At 49.0% G+C, this 20,062-nt stretch carries 18 protein-coding genes; 13 read left to right on the top strand and 5 right to left on the bottom strand.

Translation table 11 applies throughout. The features are described 5' to 3' along the window. Nucleotides 1-271: 271 nt before the first annotated feature. Nucleotides 272-523, bottom strand: a complete 252-nt coding sequence (locus AC27IB_RS03105) for a superinfection immunity protein (RefSeq protein WP_487118849.1) — start codon at nt 521-523, stop codon at nt 272-274. Between the two features lie 173 nt (nt 524-696). On the opposite strand from AC27IB_RS03105, the gene AC27IB_RS03100 reads away from it, so the two are divergent. Together AC27IB_RS03100 and AC27IB_RS03095 are read left to right on the top strand one after the other, a co-directional pair. Next, nucleotides 697-1,710, top strand: coding sequence for an ion transporter (locus AC27IB_RS03100; protein WP_487118847.1), 1,014 nt, complete (start codon nt 697-699; stop codon nt 1,708-1,710). A 108-nt stretch (nt 1,711-1,818) separates the two neighbouring features. Then, the gene (locus AC27IB_RS03095) at nt 1,819-2,715 is read left to right on the top strand and encodes a phosphoribulokinase (RefSeq protein WP_105933070.1); all 897 of its coding nucleotides are present in this window, start codon (nt 1,819-1,821) and stop codon (nt 2,713-2,715) included. A 51-nt stretch (nt 2,716-2,766) separates the two neighbouring features. On the opposite strand, the gene AC27IB_RS03090 is transcribed toward AC27IB_RS03095, so the two are convergent. Continuing rightward, nucleotides 2,767-3,807: a zinc-dependent alcohol dehydrogenase family protein gene (locus AC27IB_RS03090; protein WP_487118845.1), complete on the bottom strand. Its 1,041-nt coding sequence runs from the start codon at nt 3,805-3,807 to the stop codon at nt 2,767-2,769. Nucleotides 3,808-3,954: 147 nt separating this feature from the next. Here AC27IB_RS03090 and AC27IB_RS03085 point away from each other — a divergent pair, with 147 nt between their 5' ends. From AC27IB_RS03085 to envZ, 4 genes are all read left to right on the top strand, one after another. Next, nucleotides 3,955-4,419: an Lrp/AsnC family transcriptional regulator gene (locus AC27IB_RS03085; protein WP_487118843.1), complete on the top strand. Its 465-nt coding sequence runs from the start codon at nt 3,955-3,957 to the stop codon at nt 4,417-4,419. Nucleotides 4,420-4,583: 164 nt separating this feature from the next. Further along, entirely contained in the window at nt 4,584-5,840 is a 1,257-nt protein-coding gene (locus AC27IB_RS03080) for an SLC13 family permease (RefSeq protein ID WP_487118841.1), read from the top strand. Between the two features lie 117 nt (nt 5,841-5,957). Beyond that, nucleotides 5,958-6,683 carry an osmolarity response regulator transcription factor OmpR gene (gene ompR, locus AC27IB_RS03075; RefSeq protein WP_105933068.1) on the top strand — a complete coding sequence of 242 codons (726 nt, stop codon included), beginning with the start codon at nt 5,958-5,960 and terminating at the stop codon, nt 6,681-6,683. A gap of 8 nt (nt 6,684-6,691) precedes the next feature. Continuing rightward, nucleotides 6,692-8,032, top strand: a complete 1,341-nt coding sequence (gene envZ / locus AC27IB_RS03070) for a two-component system sensor histidine kinase EnvZ (RefSeq protein ID WP_487118838.1) — start codon at nt 6,692-6,694, stop codon at nt 8,030-8,032. A gap of 9 nt (nt 8,033-8,041) precedes the next feature. Here the strand turns inward: envZ and AC27IB_RS03065 are convergent, their stop codons facing one another. The 3 genes from AC27IB_RS03065 to AC27IB_RS03055 all read right to left on the bottom strand — a co-directional run bounded on the left by AC27IB_RS03065 (nt 8,042) and on the right by AC27IB_RS03055 (nt 10,604). Next, nucleotides 8,042-9,217, bottom strand: coding sequence for an MFS transporter (locus tag AC27IB_RS03065; protein WP_487118836.1), 1,176 nt, complete (start codon nt 9,215-9,217; stop codon nt 8,042-8,044). Between the two features lie 188 nt (nt 9,218-9,405). Next, a complete protein-coding gene (locus AC27IB_RS03060) occupies nt 9,406-9,648 on the bottom strand; it encodes a hypothetical protein (RefSeq protein WP_487118834.1) in 243 nt (80 codons plus the stop codon). 200 nt (nt 9,649-9,848) lie between these two features. Then, a complete protein-coding gene (locus tag AC27IB_RS03055) occupies nt 9,849-10,604 on the bottom strand; it encodes an SDR family NAD(P)-dependent oxidoreductase (RefSeq protein ID WP_296045069.1) in 756 nt (251 codons plus the stop codon). 515 nt (nt 10,605-11,119) lie between these two features. Between AC27IB_RS03055 and AC27IB_RS03050 the strand changes: the two genes are divergently transcribed. The 7 genes from AC27IB_RS03050 to eda all read left to right on the top strand — a co-directional run bounded on the left by AC27IB_RS03050 (nt 11,120) and on the right by eda (nt 20,059). Then, a complete protein-coding gene (locus tag AC27IB_RS03050) occupies nt 11,120-11,998 on the top strand; it encodes an NAD(P)-dependent oxidoreductase (RefSeq protein WP_487118832.1) in 879 nt (292 codons plus the stop codon). A gap of 149 nt (nt 11,999-12,147) precedes the next feature. Next, nucleotides 12,148-14,406, top strand: a complete 2,259-nt coding sequence (locus AC27IB_RS03045; RefSeq protein ID WP_487118830.1) for a polysaccharide lyase 6 family protein — start codon at nt 12,148-12,150, stop codon at nt 14,404-14,406. Nucleotides 14,407-14,411: 5 nt separating this feature from the next. Further along, nucleotides 14,412-16,616 (top strand): heparinase II/III domain-containing protein, encoded by a 2,205-nt coding sequence (locus AC27IB_RS03040; protein WP_487118828.1) that lies wholly within the window; start codon nt 14,412-14,414, stop codon nt 16,614-16,616. Between the two features lie 10 nt (nt 16,617-16,626). Beyond that, the gene (locus AC27IB_RS03035) at nt 16,627-16,971 is read left to right on the top strand and encodes a cupin domain-containing protein (protein ID WP_487118826.1); all 345 of its coding nucleotides are present in this window, start codon (nt 16,627-16,629) and stop codon (nt 16,969-16,971) included. Between the two features lie 2 nt (nt 16,972-16,973). Further along, a complete protein-coding gene (locus AC27IB_RS03030) occupies nt 16,974-18,284 on the top strand; it encodes an MFS transporter (RefSeq protein ID WP_487118824.1) in 1,311 nt (436 codons plus the stop codon). 72 nt (nt 18,285-18,356) lie between these two features. Next, a complete protein-coding gene (locus tag AC27IB_RS03025; protein WP_296045085.1) occupies nt 18,357-19,289 on the top strand; it encodes a sugar kinase in 933 nt (310 codons plus the stop codon). 149 nt (nt 19,290-19,438) lie between these two features. Further along, complete coding sequence (gene eda / locus AC27IB_RS03020) at nt 19,439-20,059, top strand: bifunctional 4-hydroxy-2-oxoglutarate aldolase/2-dehydro-3-deoxy-phosphogluconate aldolase (protein WP_296045089.1); 621 nt, start codon at nt 19,439-19,441, stop codon at nt 20,057-20,059. The last annotated feature ends 3 nt before the right edge of the window (nt 20,060-20,062 follow it).

Here is a 20,062-nt window from a genome sequence, read left to right as displayed (position 1 = left end):
AAGCCCTAATACCAATCCGCATAGAAGTTTGCCCACTCAGCAAGACTGTCAGGCTTTCTGGCTAGGCTTGGTTGCACAGGTTTGGTGGTTCCAAATCAAGCAAGCGTAACAACGCCAGAATGCCTGCCAGCCTTGCCCAAAGGGAGTGGCCAAAACGACTTACATCTGTGTTGCGTCCTCTGGACATAGAATGACTATGCCTCAGAGAACACGTCGTGATCTAAGTCGTTTTGACTCACTCTGAGAGGGTAAACTTCTATGCGGATTGGTATTAATCTTGGGTTGCCGGCTTCTTATTAAACCGGTTAACCATGTTACCTGTGAATGCCCATACCATTACGCCGCCCCAGGCGATCATTGAAAATCCGGCCGGTATACACGCCAGGGCAATTAACTTTACCTGTTTACGGTTAAACATCATTGCCACCATGGCCGGTAAAAACCACACAAATAGTACCGATGCACCCACAACGGCAAACTGGGCGGGTGAAGTATTGTCGAAAAGCTGCGTTAAAAATTCCATATCATATATCCTGTAAGTGAGAGGGTTATACAGGTAGTCTTCCATAGCGCAGAAAAATTACACTGTTTCGCTAAATACCAAAAAATTGTGATAGCTCAAGCCTTCTCCCCGGCCGGACTTGCTCAACATAATTGCTAGCGGGTAGAGTAAAACAGGAGTACTGAGGAGGTTTAATGAGCTACCAGCCAATTCGCAACCGTATCTATCATATTCTTGAGCCTCATCGTAAAGGCGATTACGTTAGCCGGGCCTTTGATCTTTTCTTAATCCTACTCATTTTACTCAATACCGTGGCGGTTATGGTGTCTACCGTGTCTGAACTCCACCAGCAATGGCACCCTCAACTGTATGCTTTTGAAGTGTTTTCGGTTGTGGTGTTTACGCTGGAGTATTTAGCCCGGGTATGGAGCGCCCCCAGCGCTCCGCAAACCGTCAGTTATCGCCAGGCACCATACCGCAAATCCTGGCAGCAGCGTTTACGCTATATGTTTACGCCCATGGCACTGGTGGATCTAGCCGCGATACTGCCTTTTTACCTGAGCATGTTCATCGCCTTTGATTTGCGTATTTTACGGTTATTGCGGCTTACCCGGCTGATAAAACTCGGTCGTTACTCCCGTTCAGTTAATCTGCTATACACCGTTATTCGTAAGGAGCTACGCGTACTGGCAGCCGCGGTATCGGTTTTGGTTATCGTGATGGTACTGGCGGCCACTGGCATGTATTACATTGAACAACGGGCCCAGCCTGAAGCCTTTGGCAGCATTCCGGCCGCACTCTGGTGGGCAATCAATACGCTGACCACCGTAGGTTACGGCGATGTCACGCCGATTACGCCGCTGGGCAAGATATTCAGCGGTGCGATAACTATTTTAGGGGTAGGGATATTTGCTTTACCAGCCGGTATTCTGGCCTCCCGTTTATCCGAGCAATTACGCTTGCGGCGCGATACCTTTCGTAAGCATGTAATGGAAGTCATCGCTGATGGCAGCCTCTCTCCCCATGAGTTATCCCGGTTAAATCAGTTGCGGGAGACATTAGGCCTCGATGATGATCAGGCCAATTTATTGATCGACATTGCACAGGACTATAATCAGCACAATCAACACGCAAGCCCCTATCAGTACTGCCCTCACTGCGGAAAATCACTCCCTCCCGGGCAGCCCACCGATTCGCATCAGGGTTGATTATTGGCGCTCACAAGCTTATAAATAGGGATTATCTTATTGAGTATCTGACACAGACCAACCAAGAGTCTGACATTTCGGATCTCCATCAGCCCAAAAAGAGTGCGCATGTCGGTAAAACATCCCATTATTGCTATTACCGGTTCGTCTGGTTCCGGCACCACAACCACTACCAATGCGATTCGGCATATTTTTCGTAACCTGAAAATTGATGCAGCGTACGTTGGCGGCGATAGCTTCCACCGCTTTACCCGCCCGGAAATGGAAGTAGAAATACGTAAAGCGCAGGAGCAGGGGCGCCACATCAGCTACTTCGGTCCGAAAGCCAATGATTTCTCGTTGCTCGAAACCTTATTCAGCCAGTATGCAGAAGATGGCACTGGCCGGTTTCGCCAGTACCTGCACACCTTTGATGATGCCGTACCATTTAATCAGATGCCCGGTACCTTTACGCCCTGGCAGGAATTACCTAATGATACGGACTTGTTGTTTTACGAAGGCTTACATGGCGGCGTAAAAACCGAAGACATTGATGTGTCTCAGTATGTGGATTTACTGGTGGGCATGGTGCCCATTGTTAACCTGGAATGGATCCAGAAGATTGTGCGCGATACCACCGACCGGGGCCATTCCCGGGAAGCGGTAATGAGCAGTATTGTGCGCGGTCTGGACGATTACTTCCATTATATTACGCCGCAATTTTCCCGTACCCACATTAACTTTCAACGGGTGCCCACGGTGGATACCTCAAACCCGTTCAGCGCCCGTGAAATACCCACGCAGGATGAAAGCTTTGTGGTGGTGCGTTTCCGCCGTGAAATGAAAAACGTCGACTTTCCTTACCTGCTGCAAATGATTGACGGCTCGTTTATGTCACGCATCAACACACTGGTGGTGCCCGGCGGCAAAATGGGGCTTGCCATGGAGCTGATTCTGACGCCACTGATTGAAGATCTAATGAAGCGCAAGAAAAGCCGCGGTTATCAGATGGACTGGGTGCAATAACCGGCATCAAAAACAAGGCGATCGGCCAGGCCGACGCCCTGTTCCACACCCCTAAAATTCGGTGACCACAGTGACCCCTACCGTGGACGACTTATCCATAGTGGTTATCGCCGCAATGGACTGCTCCAAAGTGATAGTCTGTCCTAACAGTTTCTGAGGCTCGAGCTTACCCGTTTTGATCAGGTCAAACATAGCCTCATAGCGGTAAGCCTGCATGCCATGACTTCCAAGAATTTCCAACTCATGAGCTACTACAATATCCATGGGAATCGCCGGATTAGCCTGGTCGGCCAATAGCAGGCCAACCTGAATGTGTTTGCCCCGCTTACGTAAACTCCTGATAGAGTTCTGGCATGTTAAAGGGTGCCCTAACGCATCCAGCGACACATGCACACCTCCCTGAGTTATGGTTTTTACCGCGGCGGGGACATTCTCGGTATGACTGGCGTTAAGGGTAGCGACCGCGCCCAGGGAAGTCGCCAGCCTGAGTTTTTCGTCACTAATATCCACGGCAATGACATTGGCCCCTGCGGCACTGGCAATCATTATGGCCGAGAGACCTACACCACCGCATCCGTGTACCGCAACCCACTGGCCAGCGCTAACCCGCCCCTGATCAATAACCGCGCGAAAAGAGGTAACAAAGCGACAGCCCAGACTGGCAGCGGTAACAAAATCCAGTTCCTCGGGCAGATGCACCAGATTCACATCAGCGTGATCAACCGTGGTGTACTGGGCAAATGAGCCCCAATGGGTAAACCCCGGCTGTGTTTGCGCGCCACACACCTGATGATTACCACTATGACATTCACCACAGCTGCCACAGGCATTAATAAACGGGATGGCAACCCTGTCGCCGACTTTAAAGCCCTTTACCTCCTTACCCACAGCCGCAACCACACCTGAAAACTCATGGCCCGGTACATGCGGTAACACCACGTCTGTATCATGCCCTTGCCAGCAATGCCAGTCGCTACGGCAAACCCCTGTCGCTTTCACTTCAATGACCACTCCATGAGGCCTGGGGTCCGGTTCGGGTAAGTGTTGAATGGTGGGCGGTCTGGAAAATTGCTCAATCAGCACAGCTTTCATCGTCGGTATTACTCCTGGTGCACAGTTTGCGGTCTGCTGTGAATTCTACGGCCAGCAGCCAGAAATAACCTTGCTTTGTGATATTGAATAAACCGTCAATCTGAAATAGTCTTTCTCCAATTAACATCCATATAAAGGCTTCTTCTTTTGAGTGATTTAGATAAGGCAGATCGGACTATTTTAGCCCATTTGCAGCAAGACGGTCGGTTAACCAATGCCAGGCTCGCCTCGCACCTGTCACTTAGCGAAACCCCCTGCTGGCGACGATTAAAGCGACTCGAGCAGGAAGGTTATATCGATGGCTATCAGGCCAATCTGGACCGCCGCAAGCTGGGCTTTGGTGTGCTGGCATTTGTACAACTCTCCTGCACTGCGCACGATCAGGCCAGCACCCGGGAATTCGAGCGCGTTATTCTGAATTCCAAAAATGTGTTGTCTTGCCATAACACCACCGGCGAGGCCGATTTCATGCTACAGGTGGTAGCCAAAGATCTGGATGACTACAGTGCGTTTGTTGAAAACGTGCTGCGTAAACTGCCAGGCATTTCCGCCATTCGCTCCAACCTCTCTCTGCGGGAAGTCAAAGCATCCAACCGTCTGCCTATAGAATAGGCGATTAGATTTCGGCATCACGCTTTGGTCGTAAGACCAAAGTCTTTTATTATCCAAATGAATATTAACTATTAACGCCTGACACCGCTCATTCACCGTTTAGCCCTTTACTGGCGAGGCCTTCGCCGTAAAATACGGTCACTGAAATTGCGGAATCCCCCCTCATGATAGATACCATTCTTATTACTCTGGCCGCCCTGGCTCTACTTGGTGTGATGTTCGAAGAAGTGCTGCACATCAACAAGGCAAAGATCACATTATTTTTTGGCACACTGGCCTGGATGATCCTTTTTATCACTGCCGACAATCCGGCCTCTACCGAGGCGGTCAACGAAGGTTTATTACATAACATTACCGAAATATCCACCCTCTGGTTATTCCTGGTGGCGGCAATGACTTTTGTTGCCTACTTAAACCGCAAGGGCCTGATAGCCAATATGCTCAACCTGGTTATGCCGACCCACATTTCGCTGAAAAAGCTGATGTTGATCACAGCCCTGTTTAGCTTTTGCTTCTCCTCGCTGGCCGACAATATCACCGCCACGCTGGTTTCAATTGCCATGGTGCTATCGTTGGGACTGCCCTTTAACCAAACCATGCGTTTTTCGGTACTGGTTGTCTTTGCAGTCAATTCCGGCGGTGTGTCGCTGATTACCGGTGACGTCACCACACTGATGATCTTCATGCAGAAGAAAGTCACCATTACCCAGCTGTTCTGGCTGCTGGTGCCTTCGTTTCTGGCGGTCATGGTACTTACCGGATTACTGAGTATAGGGATGACCGGTAACGTCAAAATTCGTAAAACAACCTATGCCACCAACACCATCGACTACGTGATCGCAGGTATTTTCTTAAGCACCATTATTTCAACGCTGATCTTAAACGTGCTATTTGCCATTCCCCCCATGCTCACCTTCCTCGCCGGCATGGCGATCATGTTTTTAGTAGCCAACCACATGGGTGAAGATGACGATCAGGACCCGATTATGGATTACATCCGCTATATAGAGTTTGATACGCTGCTGTTCTTCCTCGGCGTGCTGCTTTTGGTGGGTATGCTGGAACACATCGAAGCCCTGCACTCATTGCTGTACCTGTACCAGGTGTTCCCGCCACTGGTGGCCAACTACGTGATGGGCGCTACCTCGGCGTTAATCGATAACGTGCCGTTAACCGCTGCACTGCTTAAAGCCAATATAGGTATGTCGGTGAGTGAATGGATGCTGCTGACTTATGCCGTCGGAGTGGGAGGGTCGCTGCTGATCATCGGTTCTGCTGCCGGTATCGTCACCATGAGCAAAGTAAAAGGCCTGAGCTTTGCCCGTTACGGCAAGTATTTCTTATTGCTGCTCATTGCTTATTCTATAGGCTACGCGCTGGTGTATGGTGTTGCTACCTACGTAATGCCAGGAGTTGCCTGAAACGGCCGCCTGACACGCTTTGTAACAATCATCGCCAGTTCGAAACATTTGAGCACTTTTGTCCGGTATCACTTAGGGTTATAGTGATACCGGAACGCGGTTGTCAATGAGGCAGAAATGGGTCAGGAAACATCAAAAATATTAGTCGTCGATGACGATATGCGGTTACGCAGCTTGCTTGAACGCTATCTGGTTGAACAAGGTTTTCAGGTCAGAAGCGCGGCAAATGCCGAGCAAATGGACCGCCTGCTGGAACGTGAGAACTTTCATTTAATGGTACTCGACCTGATGCTGCCCGGTGAGGACGGCCTGTCGATTTGCCGCCGCATGCGTCAGGCTGAAAGCAAGATGCCGATTATTATGTTAACCGCTAAAGGCGATGAAGTAGACCGCATTATTGGCCTGGAAATGGGCGCCGACGACTATCTGCCAAAACCGTTTAATCCACGAGAATTACTTGCCCGGGCTAAAGCCGTGCTGCGTCGTCAGACACACGAGGCGCCAGGCGCACCATCCATGGAAGAACAGATCGTTGAATTTGGCAGTTACCGGTTAAATCTGGCCACCCGCGAAATGACCGACGACGGTAAATCCCTGTCTCTTACCAGCGGCGAATTTGCCGTGTTGAAATCACTGGTCACTCATCCCCGTGAGCCTTTGTCCCGCGACAAACTCATGAACCTCGCCAGGGGCCGTGACTACAGCGCCCTGGAACGCAGTATTGACGTACAGGTATCACGCTTGCGACGGATGCTCGAAGAAGATCCGGCTAATCCGCGTTATATTCAGACCGTATGGGGTTTAGGCTATGTTTTCGTGCCTGACGGCGCGGTTGCCCAGTAAACTCATTCGTGCGATTACTCCCTAAAAGCGCCTTTGGCCAAACTGTACTGCTGATTGGCGTTTTATTGTTGATCAATCAGGTAGTCTCTTACCTGTCGGTCACTATGTATTTTATTCGGCCCAGCTATGAGCAAATCAACAGCCTGATTGCCACCGAGGCCGCTACCCTGAAAACCCATCTGGACGATCTCGATGACCCAGAGTACCTGCGCACCTTAAAAGCCCAAACCGGCATTCGTATCTTCACCGATACCGAAGCGAAAGCGGCAAGACTGGGCCAGGCAACCTTTTATCAGTTTATGTCTGCGCAGGTCACCGAGCAGCTCGGTGAGAAAGCCGAAGTGCGCATTAGTGCGCCCCAGCTGGATCAGCAATCTACGCCCTATTATGTCTGGATAAAAATCAGCAGTCTGGCTGACAAGTGGATCAGGGTACCGGTGTTCGGGTTAAGCGAAGCCAATATTTTCCCGCTGACTCTGTACCTGTTGCTGATCGGTATTTTAAGTGTGGGCGGTGGCTGGCTGTTTGTTTTCCGGCTCAATCGCCCGTTAAGCGCCTTACAGCGCGCCGCCATTAAAGTAGGCCGGGGCCAGTTTCCACCGCCATTAAAAGAAGACGGTACCAGCGAGATGATTGAGGTGACCAAAGCGTTTAACCGCATGAATCAGGGGATCAAGCAGTTAGAGCACGACCGCATGGTAATGACTGCCGGCATTTCTCACGACCTGCGCACACCGCTTACCCGTATCCGTCTGGCCACCGAAATGCTGCCAGAGGACCAGGACTGGGTAAAAGAAGGCATTGTCAGCGACATTGAGGATATGAATGCGATTATCGATCAGTTCATTGAGTATGCCCGGCAGGAGCAACAGGAACGCCAGACGATATCCAACCTGAACCCGTTAATTACCGAACTGGCGGATGCCCGCAACACCAATCAGCAGTTTAATCCCTCCAAAGAAGACCGTCAGTCGATCCATCTGGAACTCAATCCACTGCCGAATATTCCATTGCGTAAAGTCGCGTTAAAGCGAGTTCTCGATAATTTAATCGAAAATGCTTTCCGCTACGGCAGTAACCATATTGAAATCACCACCTACTTCGACAAAAAGCAGAACCGTGTAATCTGCAAGGTGCGTGATTTTGGCCAGGGCATTCCGGAAGACAGTCTGGAAAATGTCTTCCGGCCCTTCTCCCAGGGAGATTCTGCCCGCAACTCCGGTGGCTCCGGTTTAGGGTTAGCTATCACCAAACGGATCATCGAAATGCATGGCGGGCAGATCAATTTGCGCAACCACCCACAGGAAGGTCTGATAGCCGAATTCTGGCTACCCAGCGAAGGGCTGTAAGTGTACGCCCTAGCCTTGTTTAATGATGCGGCTGTAAAACCAGGTGGCACTCCAGAGTAGCACCGCTGCCATCGGCACAGCCCAGTAAGCCACTTCAATAGAAGCTATCCCGGCCCAGGCACCAGTACCAAGCGACACCAGTTGCACCCCCATGGCGTTACCAAGAATAGTTATTCCTGATAACAGCGGGCCTTTTTCGCTGTCGATATTCATTGCGGCGGAAAGGATTAGCGGGAAGAGTCCGCCCAGCCCAAGGCCTAACAGGAAGTTACCCAGCATTATCAGGGGAAACGTAGTGCCCAGCTTGGCAATGATCGCCCCCGCCAGCAGCATCGTGACCAACACCACCATCAGGCGATGCACGCTAAACCAGCGTAAAAACCAGGCAAAGCTCAAACGACTCAGCGCCATACCGCCGGTAAAGCCGGCCAATAACAAACGGGCTGCATCACCGTCGAATCCCAGCCCCTGCTGCGCATAACTCACGAACCAGTTAACGGTGCCAAATTCTACGGCCCCATAGCCAAAACTCGCCACCGCGAGCAGCAAGAATACCGGTTGTTTCACTATGGTGGCAAAAGCGAGTGTTTGTTTCGGCGCAGACTCCGGCTCATTTTCCAACGGTAATTTCGCTTTTGCGCTCCGGACGCTAAGGAAGGTAAAGATGGCCAGAATAACCCAAAAGCCAGCCAGAAAATGCAACGGCAAACGCCAGTTCGCCTGCCACAAAAAGATAAGCGACACGTAAAATGACGCCACCAGGGTGCCAAGACTAAACATAAAATCCATAATGCCCATCATGGCGAATCGTTTTTCGACATAGAGCTGCGCGATAATCGTGTGGCCAATGGTAATTTTGCAGGAGCTTATCAGGCCAACAATAAACACAATGGCCAGTAGTCCGGGCCAGTTTGGCATTAAGCCGGCGATAACGATGAACAGGGCATTCACCAGCGACAAACTGGCAAACAACGGCAAAAACTCAAACCGCGAGGCGTATTTGCCGCCCACAATAGCGCCCATCATCATGCCCAGCGAAAACAGCGTAAACAACGCACCGCTAACAAAACTGCTCATGGTCAACTCTGCCGCCATACGAGGCAGCAGGATCCCCCACATCAGCAACAGGATGCCGAGCAGAAAAAAGCCGCTGAATATTACGGTGGTGGCCAGGGTTCGATTCATTGATTCTCCGTCAGACGTGTCGGTCCGGCTCCCATATAAAAGCCGGCTACGTTAGCAATAACATCGAACCTGTGGGCACATCAATAAGAATTCGTATGCAGCGCGTGATTTCGTTAATGTACTTAACAAATCTGGTAATCAGCGCCGCATACAAATGAAAGTATGAGAAAAGGGTTAACTACGCTCGGCTAGCCGTTGCCGCGCACCAGACTTTCCAGGCGCGTCAGCTCTTGTTGCAGTGAATTAGTAGGCATTGTAGTGCCAGCCCGGGTATACCAATAACGGGCATTAAACTCATCACCCTCAACCCGGTGCAGGTAGCCGTGGATCAGGCAGGAAAATTCATCGTTATAGTCCTGAACCAGATCGTGAGAGCCATCCCAGTTACCGGCTCTGGCCAGCTCAAGCGCTTTAATGTGACAATCAGCCATAGGTTTTACTTCATGGTTTAGTGAGGCGATACCCTAAAAGTTCACTTGCTCTAATTCAAGTCAATTTACCATAAAATAGAGCGGCGTTAACGCCGCTCTGCGAGTAAACCACATAATAACGTACATAGTCTTCAGTGGGTCGGTTGAAGATAACTGCTCATTACTGCACGGTTAATGCACTGGATACTCATACAAAACCGTTAGATCCCAAGTGCTTGACCGCCACCTATTTGTATTGTCTCTGCTGTAATAAAGGATGCATCTTTACTCACCAGAAAAGCAATTACCGATGCCACTTCCTCAGGCTGTCCTAAGCGATTCAATAAAATATTGTTTTTCCACGATGCAAAAACTTCTGGTTTGGTCGCTTTTATTTGCTCATGAAAAGGAGTGTCGATTGTTCCCGGTGACACTGCGTTAACGCGAATGCCATAAGGCGCAAGTTCTTTGGCTAACGCTCGGGTAAACGCGTGCACGGCAGCTTTTGACACACCATAGATCCCAGCACCCGGACCACCGCCATTCCACGCCGCGTTGGACGTATTGTTTATAATGGCACCATAGTCGGATTTCTTAAGATAAGGGATTGCAGCGCGGGATAGATAAAAAGCGCTATCCATATTGAGCGCCATAACAGAGCGGTAAAATTCGGTGCTCATTGATTCTATGGGGCTGCGCCCTCCAAGACCACCTGCATTATTAATAACACAATCTATATGCCCGTATTTCTCACCTATTTCCTGAAGCGACTGATTCACTTCAGATTCATTAGTGATATCAAAAGCGGCAAACTCTGCAGTAACCTTGTCGCTTTGCAACTGCGAGACAAGCGCCAGTCCTTTTTCCCGATCCCGTCCATTTAAAATAAGGGTATAACCCTCCTGGCCTAATCGTTTAGCTACTGCGGCACCAATTCCTCCGGTCGCCCCCGAAATTACCGCTATTTTTTCAGTCATCAAAATCTCCTTTCAATTGCCAGAATTGCAAGTCTTTTACCATTAATAGTTGTTAAACCACAAATGGTCAACCAATTTAAATAACAAATGAGATCAACAATGACTAAAAACCACTATGAACAGCACAATTATTGTAAAAATTTAGTTAACAAATTCCATGATGCTCCATTAATTTTAAATGAAAACACTTTTTTTATTCATTTTGTTTCATATTTGAAACAGTAAAAAGCAGCAATCTACCTATGAATTACAAAAAAACCAATAAAAACATAAATATGAAGTTTATATCCAAAAAATTATAATTGGTTGACAAATTGGCAATATATTAATAATGTTTTAACACCTTAAGTATGAGTCGTTAGTGACTGCTTAAAGTGTTCAACATTGATGAATCCGTTCACAAATATTCAGGGTGTTACTCACTTTCAAAGCGGTAGCTAAGACAACTTACGTACACAACAAACTGATATTCATCGTCTTGCCAACGTGAGACGAACTTAATCTAGGAGTGATTCATGTCAAAACCAGTCATTGGCTTCATCGGACTAGGCCTTATGGGCGGTAACATGGTTGAAAACCTGCAGAAGAAAAACTACCCGCTAGTCGTCATGGACCTAAATCAAAACGCAGTCAATGCCTGCGTTGAAAAAGGCGCCAGTTCAACCTCAACAGCCAAAGAGCTTGCTCAGCAAGCCGACATTATTATGCTGTGCTTAACCACTTCAGCGGTTGTTGAAAAAGTTATCTATGGTGAAAACGGCATCATGGAAGGTGTTAAACCAGGCGCTACGCTCATAGATTTCGGTACGTCAGTACCAGCATCTACTCGTAAAATTGGTGCTGACTTAGCTGAAAAGGGCGTAGGCATGATCGATGCTCCTCTTGGGCGCACTCCGGCACACGCTAAAGATGGCCTGCTCAATATTATGGCGGCTGGCGACCCTGAAACCTTTGCAAAAGTGAAAACTGTATTGGAAGACCAGGGAGAAAACGTGTTCTACCTGGGTGCTCTCGGTGCCGGGCACACCACCAAACTGATCAATAACTTTATGGGGATGACAACGGTTTGTGCCATGTCTCAGGCATTTGCAGTGGCAGACAAAGCTGGCGTTGATCGGCAGCAATTATTCGACATTATGTCTACCGGCCCGTCAAGCTCACCCTTTATGCAGTTTTGTAAAAACTATGCGGTCGATAATGTCAGCGACCTTGGTTTTTCAATTGCCAATGCCAACAAGGATTTAGGTTATTTCCTGAAGATGGTTGACGATCTGGGCACCGAATCAAAAATTGCCGAAGGTTCTTCGGCTAACCTTCAGGCGGCGTTCGATGCAGGACTGGGCCAGGGCAATGTGCCTGAAATCTTTGATTACTATCTCAAGTTATCGAAATAACAGTCTATGTTAAGGAGGGTAATCAGCACTTTTGTCGTTGCCGGTGAGCGTGTTAATTACCCCCAACATACATAATAATAATTGGCCGGTATTGCCTGCGTTGATGCTTTATCACCCTTACTGCCGGCCGCAACTACCAAGAGAGTATGATGCGTATAGTGAAAGTTTACGGTCTGACAATCGCCTTACTTGTCTCTCTGTGCCTGTCTTTTAACCTGACGGCAAAAGAGTATTTCGTTGAGAATAAACAAGCTTACCAAAACATCGCTCAGCGCTTTAAGGCTGGCGATACTGTTACCTTGAAAAATGGCGTCTGGGAAAATTTTGAAATTTTACTGTCTGGCCAGGGCACTGAATCAGCCCCTATTACTTTAACCGCAGAAACCAAGGGCGGCGTTATTATCAGTGGCCAGAGTAACCTGCGCTTAGCCGGGCAATATCTCGTCGTTTCAGGTCTGGTGTTCAAAAACGGTTATACGCCTACCTCTGCAGTCATTGAGTTTCGTCGCAACAAAAATGAGCTAGCTTTTAACTCACGGGTCACCGAAATCGTTATCGATAATTTCAACAACCCGGATAAACAAGAATCTGACTACTGGGTAGCGTTATACGGTCAGCATAATCGCCTTGACCACAGCCATATTGTTGGTAAACGCAATAAAGGCGTCACTGTCGCTGTGCGCCTGAATAATGAAGAAAGCCAGCAAAATTACCACCGCCTTGACCACAACTACTTTGGATATCGCCCTACTTTTGGCTCTAACGGTGGTGAAACCCTGCGTATAGGTACCAGTCATTACTCGCTGACTGACTCTCACACGCTGGTGGAAAATAATTATTTCGAACACACCAATGGCGAAGTAGAAATTATTTCTATTAAGTCCGGCAAAAATATCATTCGTAATAACACCTTCTTTGAAGCACGCGGCACACTTACCATGCGCCATGGGAATGGTAACCTGATTGAAGAAAACGTATTTATTGGTAATAACGTGCCTCACACCGGTGGGATCCGTGTGATTAACCGCGATCAGATCGTGCGAAACAATTACCTGGAAGGTTTAACCGGCTACCGCTTCGGCAGTGGCTTTACGGTTATGAATGGCGTACCAGACTCGCCAATCAACCGCTACCACCAGGTGGACAACGCCACCATTGAAAACAATACATTCGCTGATGTGCAGCACATTCATCTGGCAGCCGGCAGTGATGCAGAACGTAGCGCACCTCCGGTAAATAGTGTTTTTCGTAATAATCTGATCATCAATACAAGTGGTAAGCATCCGTTCTCTGTATTTGACGACATCAGCGGCATTACGTTTTCCAACAACCTGATTAATCAGGCGCCGCCAGCAGACATTGAGTACGGCTTTAAACACCAGGAAATTGCATTGCAACGTAATGACAGTGGTCTGCTTACCGCTAATGCGAAGGCAGGTGCCAGTTCATCGCTGCAAAGCACAAAAAAATCACAGACCGGCGTTAGCTGGTATCCTAAAAAGGCACCGGAAACCGCTTTCGGTTCAGGTCGTACACACCAGGTAGAAGCTAACGCCAGCGCACTGTTAATGGCTATCGATAAGGCACAGGACGGCGACACACTGGAACTCGCCAGCGGTCATTACATTGTGCCTAAGTTAATCGTTATCGATAAAACGCTAGCGGTTAAAGCTCGCCATCATGGCAAAGCTAAGCTGTCTTTTGAACGCACCGCATTATTCGAAATTCGCGATGGCGGCAACCTCAGTCTGCACGGCTTATCCATAACAGGTCAGTACAGCCCGGACGCCGCCGGTAATAGTGTTATCAGATCCCAAAAGTGGGGCATGCTTAACAATTACCGTTTTGTGATGACCGACTCCACGGTTAGCGACTTAAATATTAACCATTCCTTTAATTTCTTTACCACCGGTAAGGGCGCATTTGCCGACCAGATTACGTTGGTTAACAACACCTTTAACCAGGTAACCGGTGATATTTTAAGCCTCGACAGTGAAATTGAAGACCTGGGCATCTATAACGCTGAGTACGTCACGCTTACCGATAACACCTTTAGTCAGATTCAAGGCGCTATCGTTAAACTCTATCGGGGCGGTACCGACGAAAGCACCTTTGGTCCTCATTTTGATATGACCGGTAACACAGTGGATACGGCGGGCAATGGCAAACGGAATAAACGCAATGCCAGTCTCTTTTTACACGGTGTGCAGGTAACCAATATTGCCAACAATGAGGTAAGACACTCAGCGCCGGTTAAGGTAGAGCACACGGTGGGAGAACCTATCACCTCAATCACCAATAACGTGTTTGAAGACACCAGCGCGCCGCAGGTTGAAGAACTACGGATGCCTGGACCACACACGGCAACACTTCATAACAACCGCATCGTGGCGAGTGAGAAAAGATAATGATTATGCATTTACGGTTTATCAAATCCCATCTCATTGTACTAATGGTTGCCGTCGTTTTGTCTGCCTGTGCTCAGGCTTCACATCCCAACCTGGTGATTACTGAACAAGACGTCGTAGCAATGCGCACTGCGGCCAAACAGCCGGGTCGGTTTAGCACTGCAGTGACGGCCCGGCAGGCGCAGCTCGACGAACAAATTCAACAACCCATTGTTGTACCGGTACCCCGTGATGGTGGCGGTGGTTACACCCATGAGCAACACAAAAAGAACTACCAGTTAATGTACAACGCTGGCGTGATGTACCAAATTACCCATAACAAAGACTATGCAGACTTTGTTCGGGATATGTTACTGGCGTACGCGAAGCTCTACCCCACCTTAAACGTACACCCCCAGCGTAAGGTGAACGCACAAAACCCGGGCAAATTATTCTGGCAAAGCCTGAATGAGGCAATGTGGCTGGTCTATACCATCCAGGCTTATGATCTGATCTATGACGCCCTGAGCATTGAGCACATTGCTACCATTGAAACAAACCTGCTCAAACCGGTGGCGCTATTCCTTTCTGAGGGTCAGCCATCTACGTTTAACAAAGTGCATAATCACGGTACCTGGGCCACGGCCGGTGTGGGTATGGCGGGTTATGTCATGGACGAACCAGAATGGGTTGAAAAAGCCCTTTACGACCTGGATAAATCCGGTGAGGGCGGCTTCTTAAAGCAGCTTGATATTTTGTTCTCGCCACAGGGCTATTATAACGAGGGCCCGTATTACCATCGATTTGCCTTATTACCCTTTGTGACCTTTGCCAGAGCTATCGAGAACAACGAACCTGGCCGGGCGATTTTCCAGCATCGCGACGGCGTACTGTTAAAAGCCATTTATGCCGCCATTGAGCTCAGTTACAACGGCCTTTTCTTCCCCATTAATGACGCAATTAAGAGCAAGGGAACCGATACTATTGAGCTGGTACATGGTGTAGCTGCAGCTTATAGCCTGACATCCGATACCAGCCTGCTGGATATTGCACATCAACAAGACCAGATAGTGCTTACCGGTGATGGCCTCAAAGTCGCTCAGGCGCTGGACGCTGAACTTACCACCCCTTACCAGTACCAGTCCGTGGCCTTTGGCGACGGCAGTGACGGTACCGAAGGCGCGCTGGTCGTCATGCGCAGTAATATTGGAACCGAGCAAGCGCTGTTGTTTAAGCCCGCCTCGCAGGGTCTGGGACATGGCCATTTTGATAAGCTCACCTGGCAGTATTACGACCATGGCAGTGAAATCGTCTCTGATTACGGCGCTGCCCGGTTCCTAAATGTGGAAGCTAAATACGGCGGTCGCTATCTCCCGGAGAATACGACTTACGCCAAGCAAACAGTGGCACATAATACTGTCGTCGTCGACGAGACCAGTCATTTTGACGGCAAGGTTACAAAAGGCAATGCCAACCCACCAGATTTGAACTTCTTTGCCACCAGCGGCACCGGTTCGGTAGCCAGTGGAGAGATTGCAACGGCTTATCCGGACGTCATGCTGGAACGCACAGTAGCACTGGTTAACCTCACTGAACTCAATCGCTCAGTGGCCGTGGATATTTTCTCGGTCACGTCTGACTCGCCTCATCAGCTGGATTTACCGCTGCATTATCAGGGCCAGTTGATCGACACAAATTTTGAACTCAAAGGCAACACAAGCAACTTGTCGGCTTTGGGCACAAAAAATGGTTATCAGCACTTATGGTTAAAAGGCAGTTCAACGCCAAAAGCAGGTTTGGCCAAAGTGACCTGGCTTAATGATAATGGTCGGTTTTACACGCAAACCAGCCTCACTCAGGGCAATGAAGAGTTTCTGTTTACGCAAATCGGCGCTAACGATCCTAATTTTAATCTGCGCAATGAACACGGCTTTATTCGCCGTATTGAAAATACGTCTGAGCATCGTTTTGTGTCGGTGCTGGAACCTCACGGTGAATACAACCCGAGCAAGGAGTATACCCTCAATGCAGTCAGTCAGCTTACGGCACTGCAATACTCACAGCAAGGGTCGCTTACCCTGATTGAGTTGACGGTGGAAGGCCTGGATTACCTCGTCGCTATCGACAGCTCAAACCAGGCTGCAGACGATGAGTCGCAAACTTTTTCTTATTTTAATACTTCGTACACCTTAACCGGACGCTTAGGCGTTTTCGTACGTTCGAACCACTAGGAGTTACAACATGCAAAAGCAGAGTCCTCTCTTTTCATTCGGCAATGAGACAAAAATTGAAGATCTGGGTGGTGGCCTGAAACGTCAAATGCTTGGATATAACGAAGAACTAATGGCAGTTAAGGTCTGGTTTGACAAAGGTGCCGAGGGGTACGTTCATAAGCATCGTCACTCTCAGGTCACCTACGTGGTGGAAGGCGAATTTCACTTTAGTATCAACGGCGACGTAAAAGTACTTAAGCCTGGCGACAGCTGCCTGATCCCACCGTTTGCAGAACATGGCGCTGTATGTCCAACCGGCGGCATTCTTATCGATACGTTCAGCCCACCTCGCGAAGACTTTATTGAGGAATAACCATGAAACTACAAGGCTTACGCTGGTGGGTTATTGCCTTAATTGCACTGGCTACCATCATTAACTATATCGACCGTCAGGCGCTTAGCGTGCTGTGGCCGGATATTGTTGATGATTTATTTCCGGATAAAGACTCGCTGGAAAGAAAGCAAATCTACGCCAATATTTCGATTGTGTTTGTGTTTGCTTACGCATTTGGTCAGGCCATATTTGGCAAGCTCTTCGACTGGGTAGGTACCCGCATAGGTTTTGTGCTATCTATTGGCGTTTGGTCATTGGCTACCGTAGCTCATGCTATCGCCCAAGGTGTTTTTAGCTTCAGTATCTTTCGCGCCATTCTGGGGATAGCGGAAGCGGGCAACTGGCCGGGGGCAGCTAAAGGTAACGCTGAGTGGTTTCCCACTAAAGAAAGAGCACTGGCGCAGGGCATTTTCAACTCAGGTGCTGCCATTGGTGGCATTATAGCGATTCCTCTGATCGCCATGTTAACTGTCTACTTTAGCTGGCAAATGGTGTTTGTAGTGGTCGGTCTGACCGGCCTGCTATGGTTAGTGCCATGGTTAATACTGGTTAAAGCGCCACCTGGCTGTCACCCATGGATCACCGAGGAAGAACGCGAGTACATTTTAACCGGGCAGCGCAACTCGCCAGCAGGTAGCAGCGCCGAAGCGCCCGACAATGAATATAACCCGTCAACCGCAGAGCTGTTGGGACGCAAGGAAAGCTGGGGGGTTATTCTTGCTTCAGCAGCTATCGACCCTATCTGGTGGCTGTTTGTATTCTGGATCCCCATTTATCTGAATGAAGTGTATGGCATGGATGTTAAGGCCATCGGTATTTATGGCTGGGTACCCTATGTAGGTGCAATGCTTGGTGCCTGGTTTGGTGGTCTGCTTGCACAAAACCGTTTAAAAGCCGGATGGAGCACTAACAAGACACGAAAACTAACGATTACCCTGGGATGCCTGTTAATGCTGCCTGCATTACTTGCCATGGCCAATCCAGGCTCACCGGCCACAGCAGTAATGATCATGGCGGTTATTCTGTTTGGCTTCCAGACTGCCATTGGTAACGTCCAGACCTTACCCAGTGACTTGCTGGGGAAAAAAGCGGTTGGCACCTTGTCGGGCTTTTCCGGTATGGCAGCCAAGCTGGGGGCAGTAGGCCTGACCTCGCTAGTGCCTTATCTGACTGCCGATGGGAATTACACGCCTGCGTTTGTCATTGGCGCCTCGCTGGCAATCACTGCCATGGCAGCGATTTGGATTCTGATCCCTAAAATCGAGCCATTATCAAATCCAGACAAAAAATAACCAGCGTGCGATTGATGCTGCATAAGCTCAATCGCACGTCGCTACCTTCGTGATTAAGTGCAAGAGCAAAACATGGATAAATTTTATTTTTTAGGCGAATGCATGGTAGAGCTTAGAGCTACTGAGCCATCTACCATGAAGCAAGCCTTTGCTGGGGATGTTTATAACTCAGCGGTATATATGAAGCGTAGCTTCCCGGCAATCGAAGCGGGCATGCTAACCGCTATAGGTAAAGATGGCCTGAGTGAAAAAATGTTAGCTGAGTTCAAACAAGAGGGTCTGGACTGCCGTTTTGTTTTTCAGCATCAGGAGAAGTCCCCCGGCCTGTATTTAATTGAAACAGACAATACCGGTGAACGCCACTTTACTTACTGGCGAAATGACTCAGCCGCGCGCAAAGTCATGGATTTTATTAGCCCGGAAACCACCAGTTTGTTTACTGCCGGAGATAGTTTGTTTTTTTCCGGCATATCGATTGCCGTGCTGGAAGAGTCTGGCCGGGAACGGCTGTGGAAACTCCTGTCAGAGCTTAAAACACGGGGCGTCAAACTAATATTCGATCCGAATTACCGTGCCCGGCTCTGGTCCTCACCACAACAAGCAGCCAGTGCTTTTATGCGTGCGCTGGAATTAGCCGATATTGCGCTTCCAGGCGTGGAAGACCTCACCGCTCTGTTTGATATTCAGACAGCCGAGGCAGCTATCGCATTTTGCCGTCCTTTTAACCTAGCCGAAGTTGTCATCAAAAATGGTCCGCATTCAGTGGTTACCAGTGACAACGGGCAAATTGAGCACCACCAAATCACGCCGGTAAAAGAGGTGGTTGATACTACATCGGCAGGTGATGCATTTAATGGCGTTTATCTGGGCGCCAGAGCTAATGGAGCACCCATTAGTGACGCTGTGCAACTGGCAGCCAGAGCGGCAGGTACTGTGATTCAGCACCCCGGCGCAATTATCCCGTTGGAACCGTTTAAATCAGCAATGAAATCCGCAGGACTCTAGTACCCATACACGGAAATTAGCACCAAAGCAGTTAGAAAAAGAGTGTGTTTTCCCATTTAAGAGACGGTGACGGATCAGCTTCTCTGACCTCACCATAATTTCGCAATAATGCACCAGCATTGTTGCCTAACTACACGAGAGAGAAAATCATGAATCGCTTTTCTGAGTTAATGTCGGGTCAGACACTGCTGCCTATTATTCAGGCCAATTCACCTGAACAAGGTGTTGCCATCGCTAAAGCAATGGCCGCCGCCGGACTCAATCTGGTGGAAGTTGTACTACGTACAGACGCGTCTTTAGCGGCGTTAGAAGCCATTAAAACTGAGGTACCAACGCTTAAAGTGGGGGCTGGTACTGTGACCTCTCTGGAGATTCTGGAACAGGCCCTGAAAGCTGGCTCTGATTTCATTGTCACACCAGCAGTATCGCCACTATTACTTAGCGAACTCTCCCGTATAGATGTACCGGTGCTGCCAGGAGCATCGAACACCAGCGATGTATTAATGGCGACCGAGTTTGGCTTTTTTGAGCAAAAGTTATTTCCTGCTTCGCTATCCGGTGGCGCGCCATTTTTATCGGCGATTTCTTCCGTGTTTCAGTCTGTTTCCTTCTGCCCCACAGGTGGCGTAAACCCTGGTAACAAAAAAGATTACCTGTCACTCAATAACGTCTTTGCCGTAGGCGGCACCTGGGTCGCGAAAAAAGAGTGGGTAGACAGTGAAAACTGGTCAGCCATTACTGACGCCTGTGTTGAAGCTGTTAGTGAATAGGGA

The sequence above is a fragment of the Alteromonas sp. 4NH20-0104 genome (genome assembly GCF_057547795.1).
Note: the sequence above shows the minus strand (reverse complement) of the source record. Positions and strands in the feature narration are given on the sequence as shown.

Bases quoted from the DNA above. Each gene is read 5' to 3' on its own strand.
- AC27IB_RS03105 (WP_487118849.1), bottom strand. From the start codon at position 523: ATGGAATTTTTAACGCAGCTTTTCGACAATACTTCACCCGCCCAGTTT.
- AC27IB_RS03100 (WP_487118847.1), top strand. From the start codon at position 697: ATGAGCTACCAGCCAATTCGCAACCGTATCTATCATATTCTTGAGCCT.
- AC27IB_RS03095 (WP_105933070.1), top strand. From the start codon at position 1,819: ATGTCGGTAAAACATCCCATTATTGCTATTACCGGTTCGTCTGGTTCC.
- AC27IB_RS03090 (WP_487118845.1), bottom strand. From the start codon at position 3,807: ATGAAAGCTGTGCTGATTGAGCAATTTTCCAGACCGCCCACCATTCAA.
- AC27IB_RS03080 (WP_487118841.1), top strand. From the start codon at position 4,584: ATGATAGATACCATTCTTATTACTCTGGCCGCCCTGGCTCTACTTGGT.
- ompR (WP_105933068.1), top strand. From the start codon at position 5,958: ATGGGTCAGGAAACATCAAAAATATTAGTCGTCGATGACGATATGCGG.
- AC27IB_RS03065 (WP_487118836.1), bottom strand. From the start codon at position 9,217: ATGAATCGAACCCTGGCCACCACCGTAATATTCAGCGGCTTTTTTCTG.
- AC27IB_RS03060 (WP_487118834.1), bottom strand. From the start codon at position 9,648: ATGGCTGATTGTCACATTAAAGCGCTTGAGCTGGCCAGAGCCGGTAAC.
- AC27IB_RS03055 (WP_296045069.1), bottom strand. From the start codon at position 10,604: ATGACTGAAAAAATAGCGGTAATTTCGGGGGCGACCGGAGGAATTGGT.
- AC27IB_RS03050 (WP_487118832.1), top strand. From the start codon at position 11,120: ATGTCAAAACCAGTCATTGGCTTCATCGGACTAGGCCTTATGGGCGGT.
- AC27IB_RS03045 (WP_487118830.1), top strand. From the start codon at position 12,148: ATGCGTATAGTGAAAGTTTACGGTCTGACAATCGCCTTACTTGTCTCT.
- AC27IB_RS03040 (WP_487118828.1), top strand. From the start codon at position 14,412: ATGCATTTACGGTTTATCAAATCCCATCTCATTGTACTAATGGTTGCC.
- AC27IB_RS03035 (WP_487118826.1), top strand. From the start codon at position 16,627: ATGCAAAAGCAGAGTCCTCTCTTTTCATTCGGCAATGAGACAAAAATT.
- AC27IB_RS03030 (WP_487118824.1), top strand. From the start codon at position 16,974: ATGAAACTACAAGGCTTACGCTGGTGGGTTATTGCCTTAATTGCACTG.
- AC27IB_RS03025 (WP_296045085.1), top strand. From the start codon at position 18,357: ATGGATAAATTTTATTTTTTAGGCGAATGCATGGTAGAGCTTAGAGCT.
- eda (WP_296045089.1), top strand. From the start codon at position 19,439: ATGAATCGCTTTTCTGAGTTAATGTCGGGTCAGACACTGCTGCCTATT.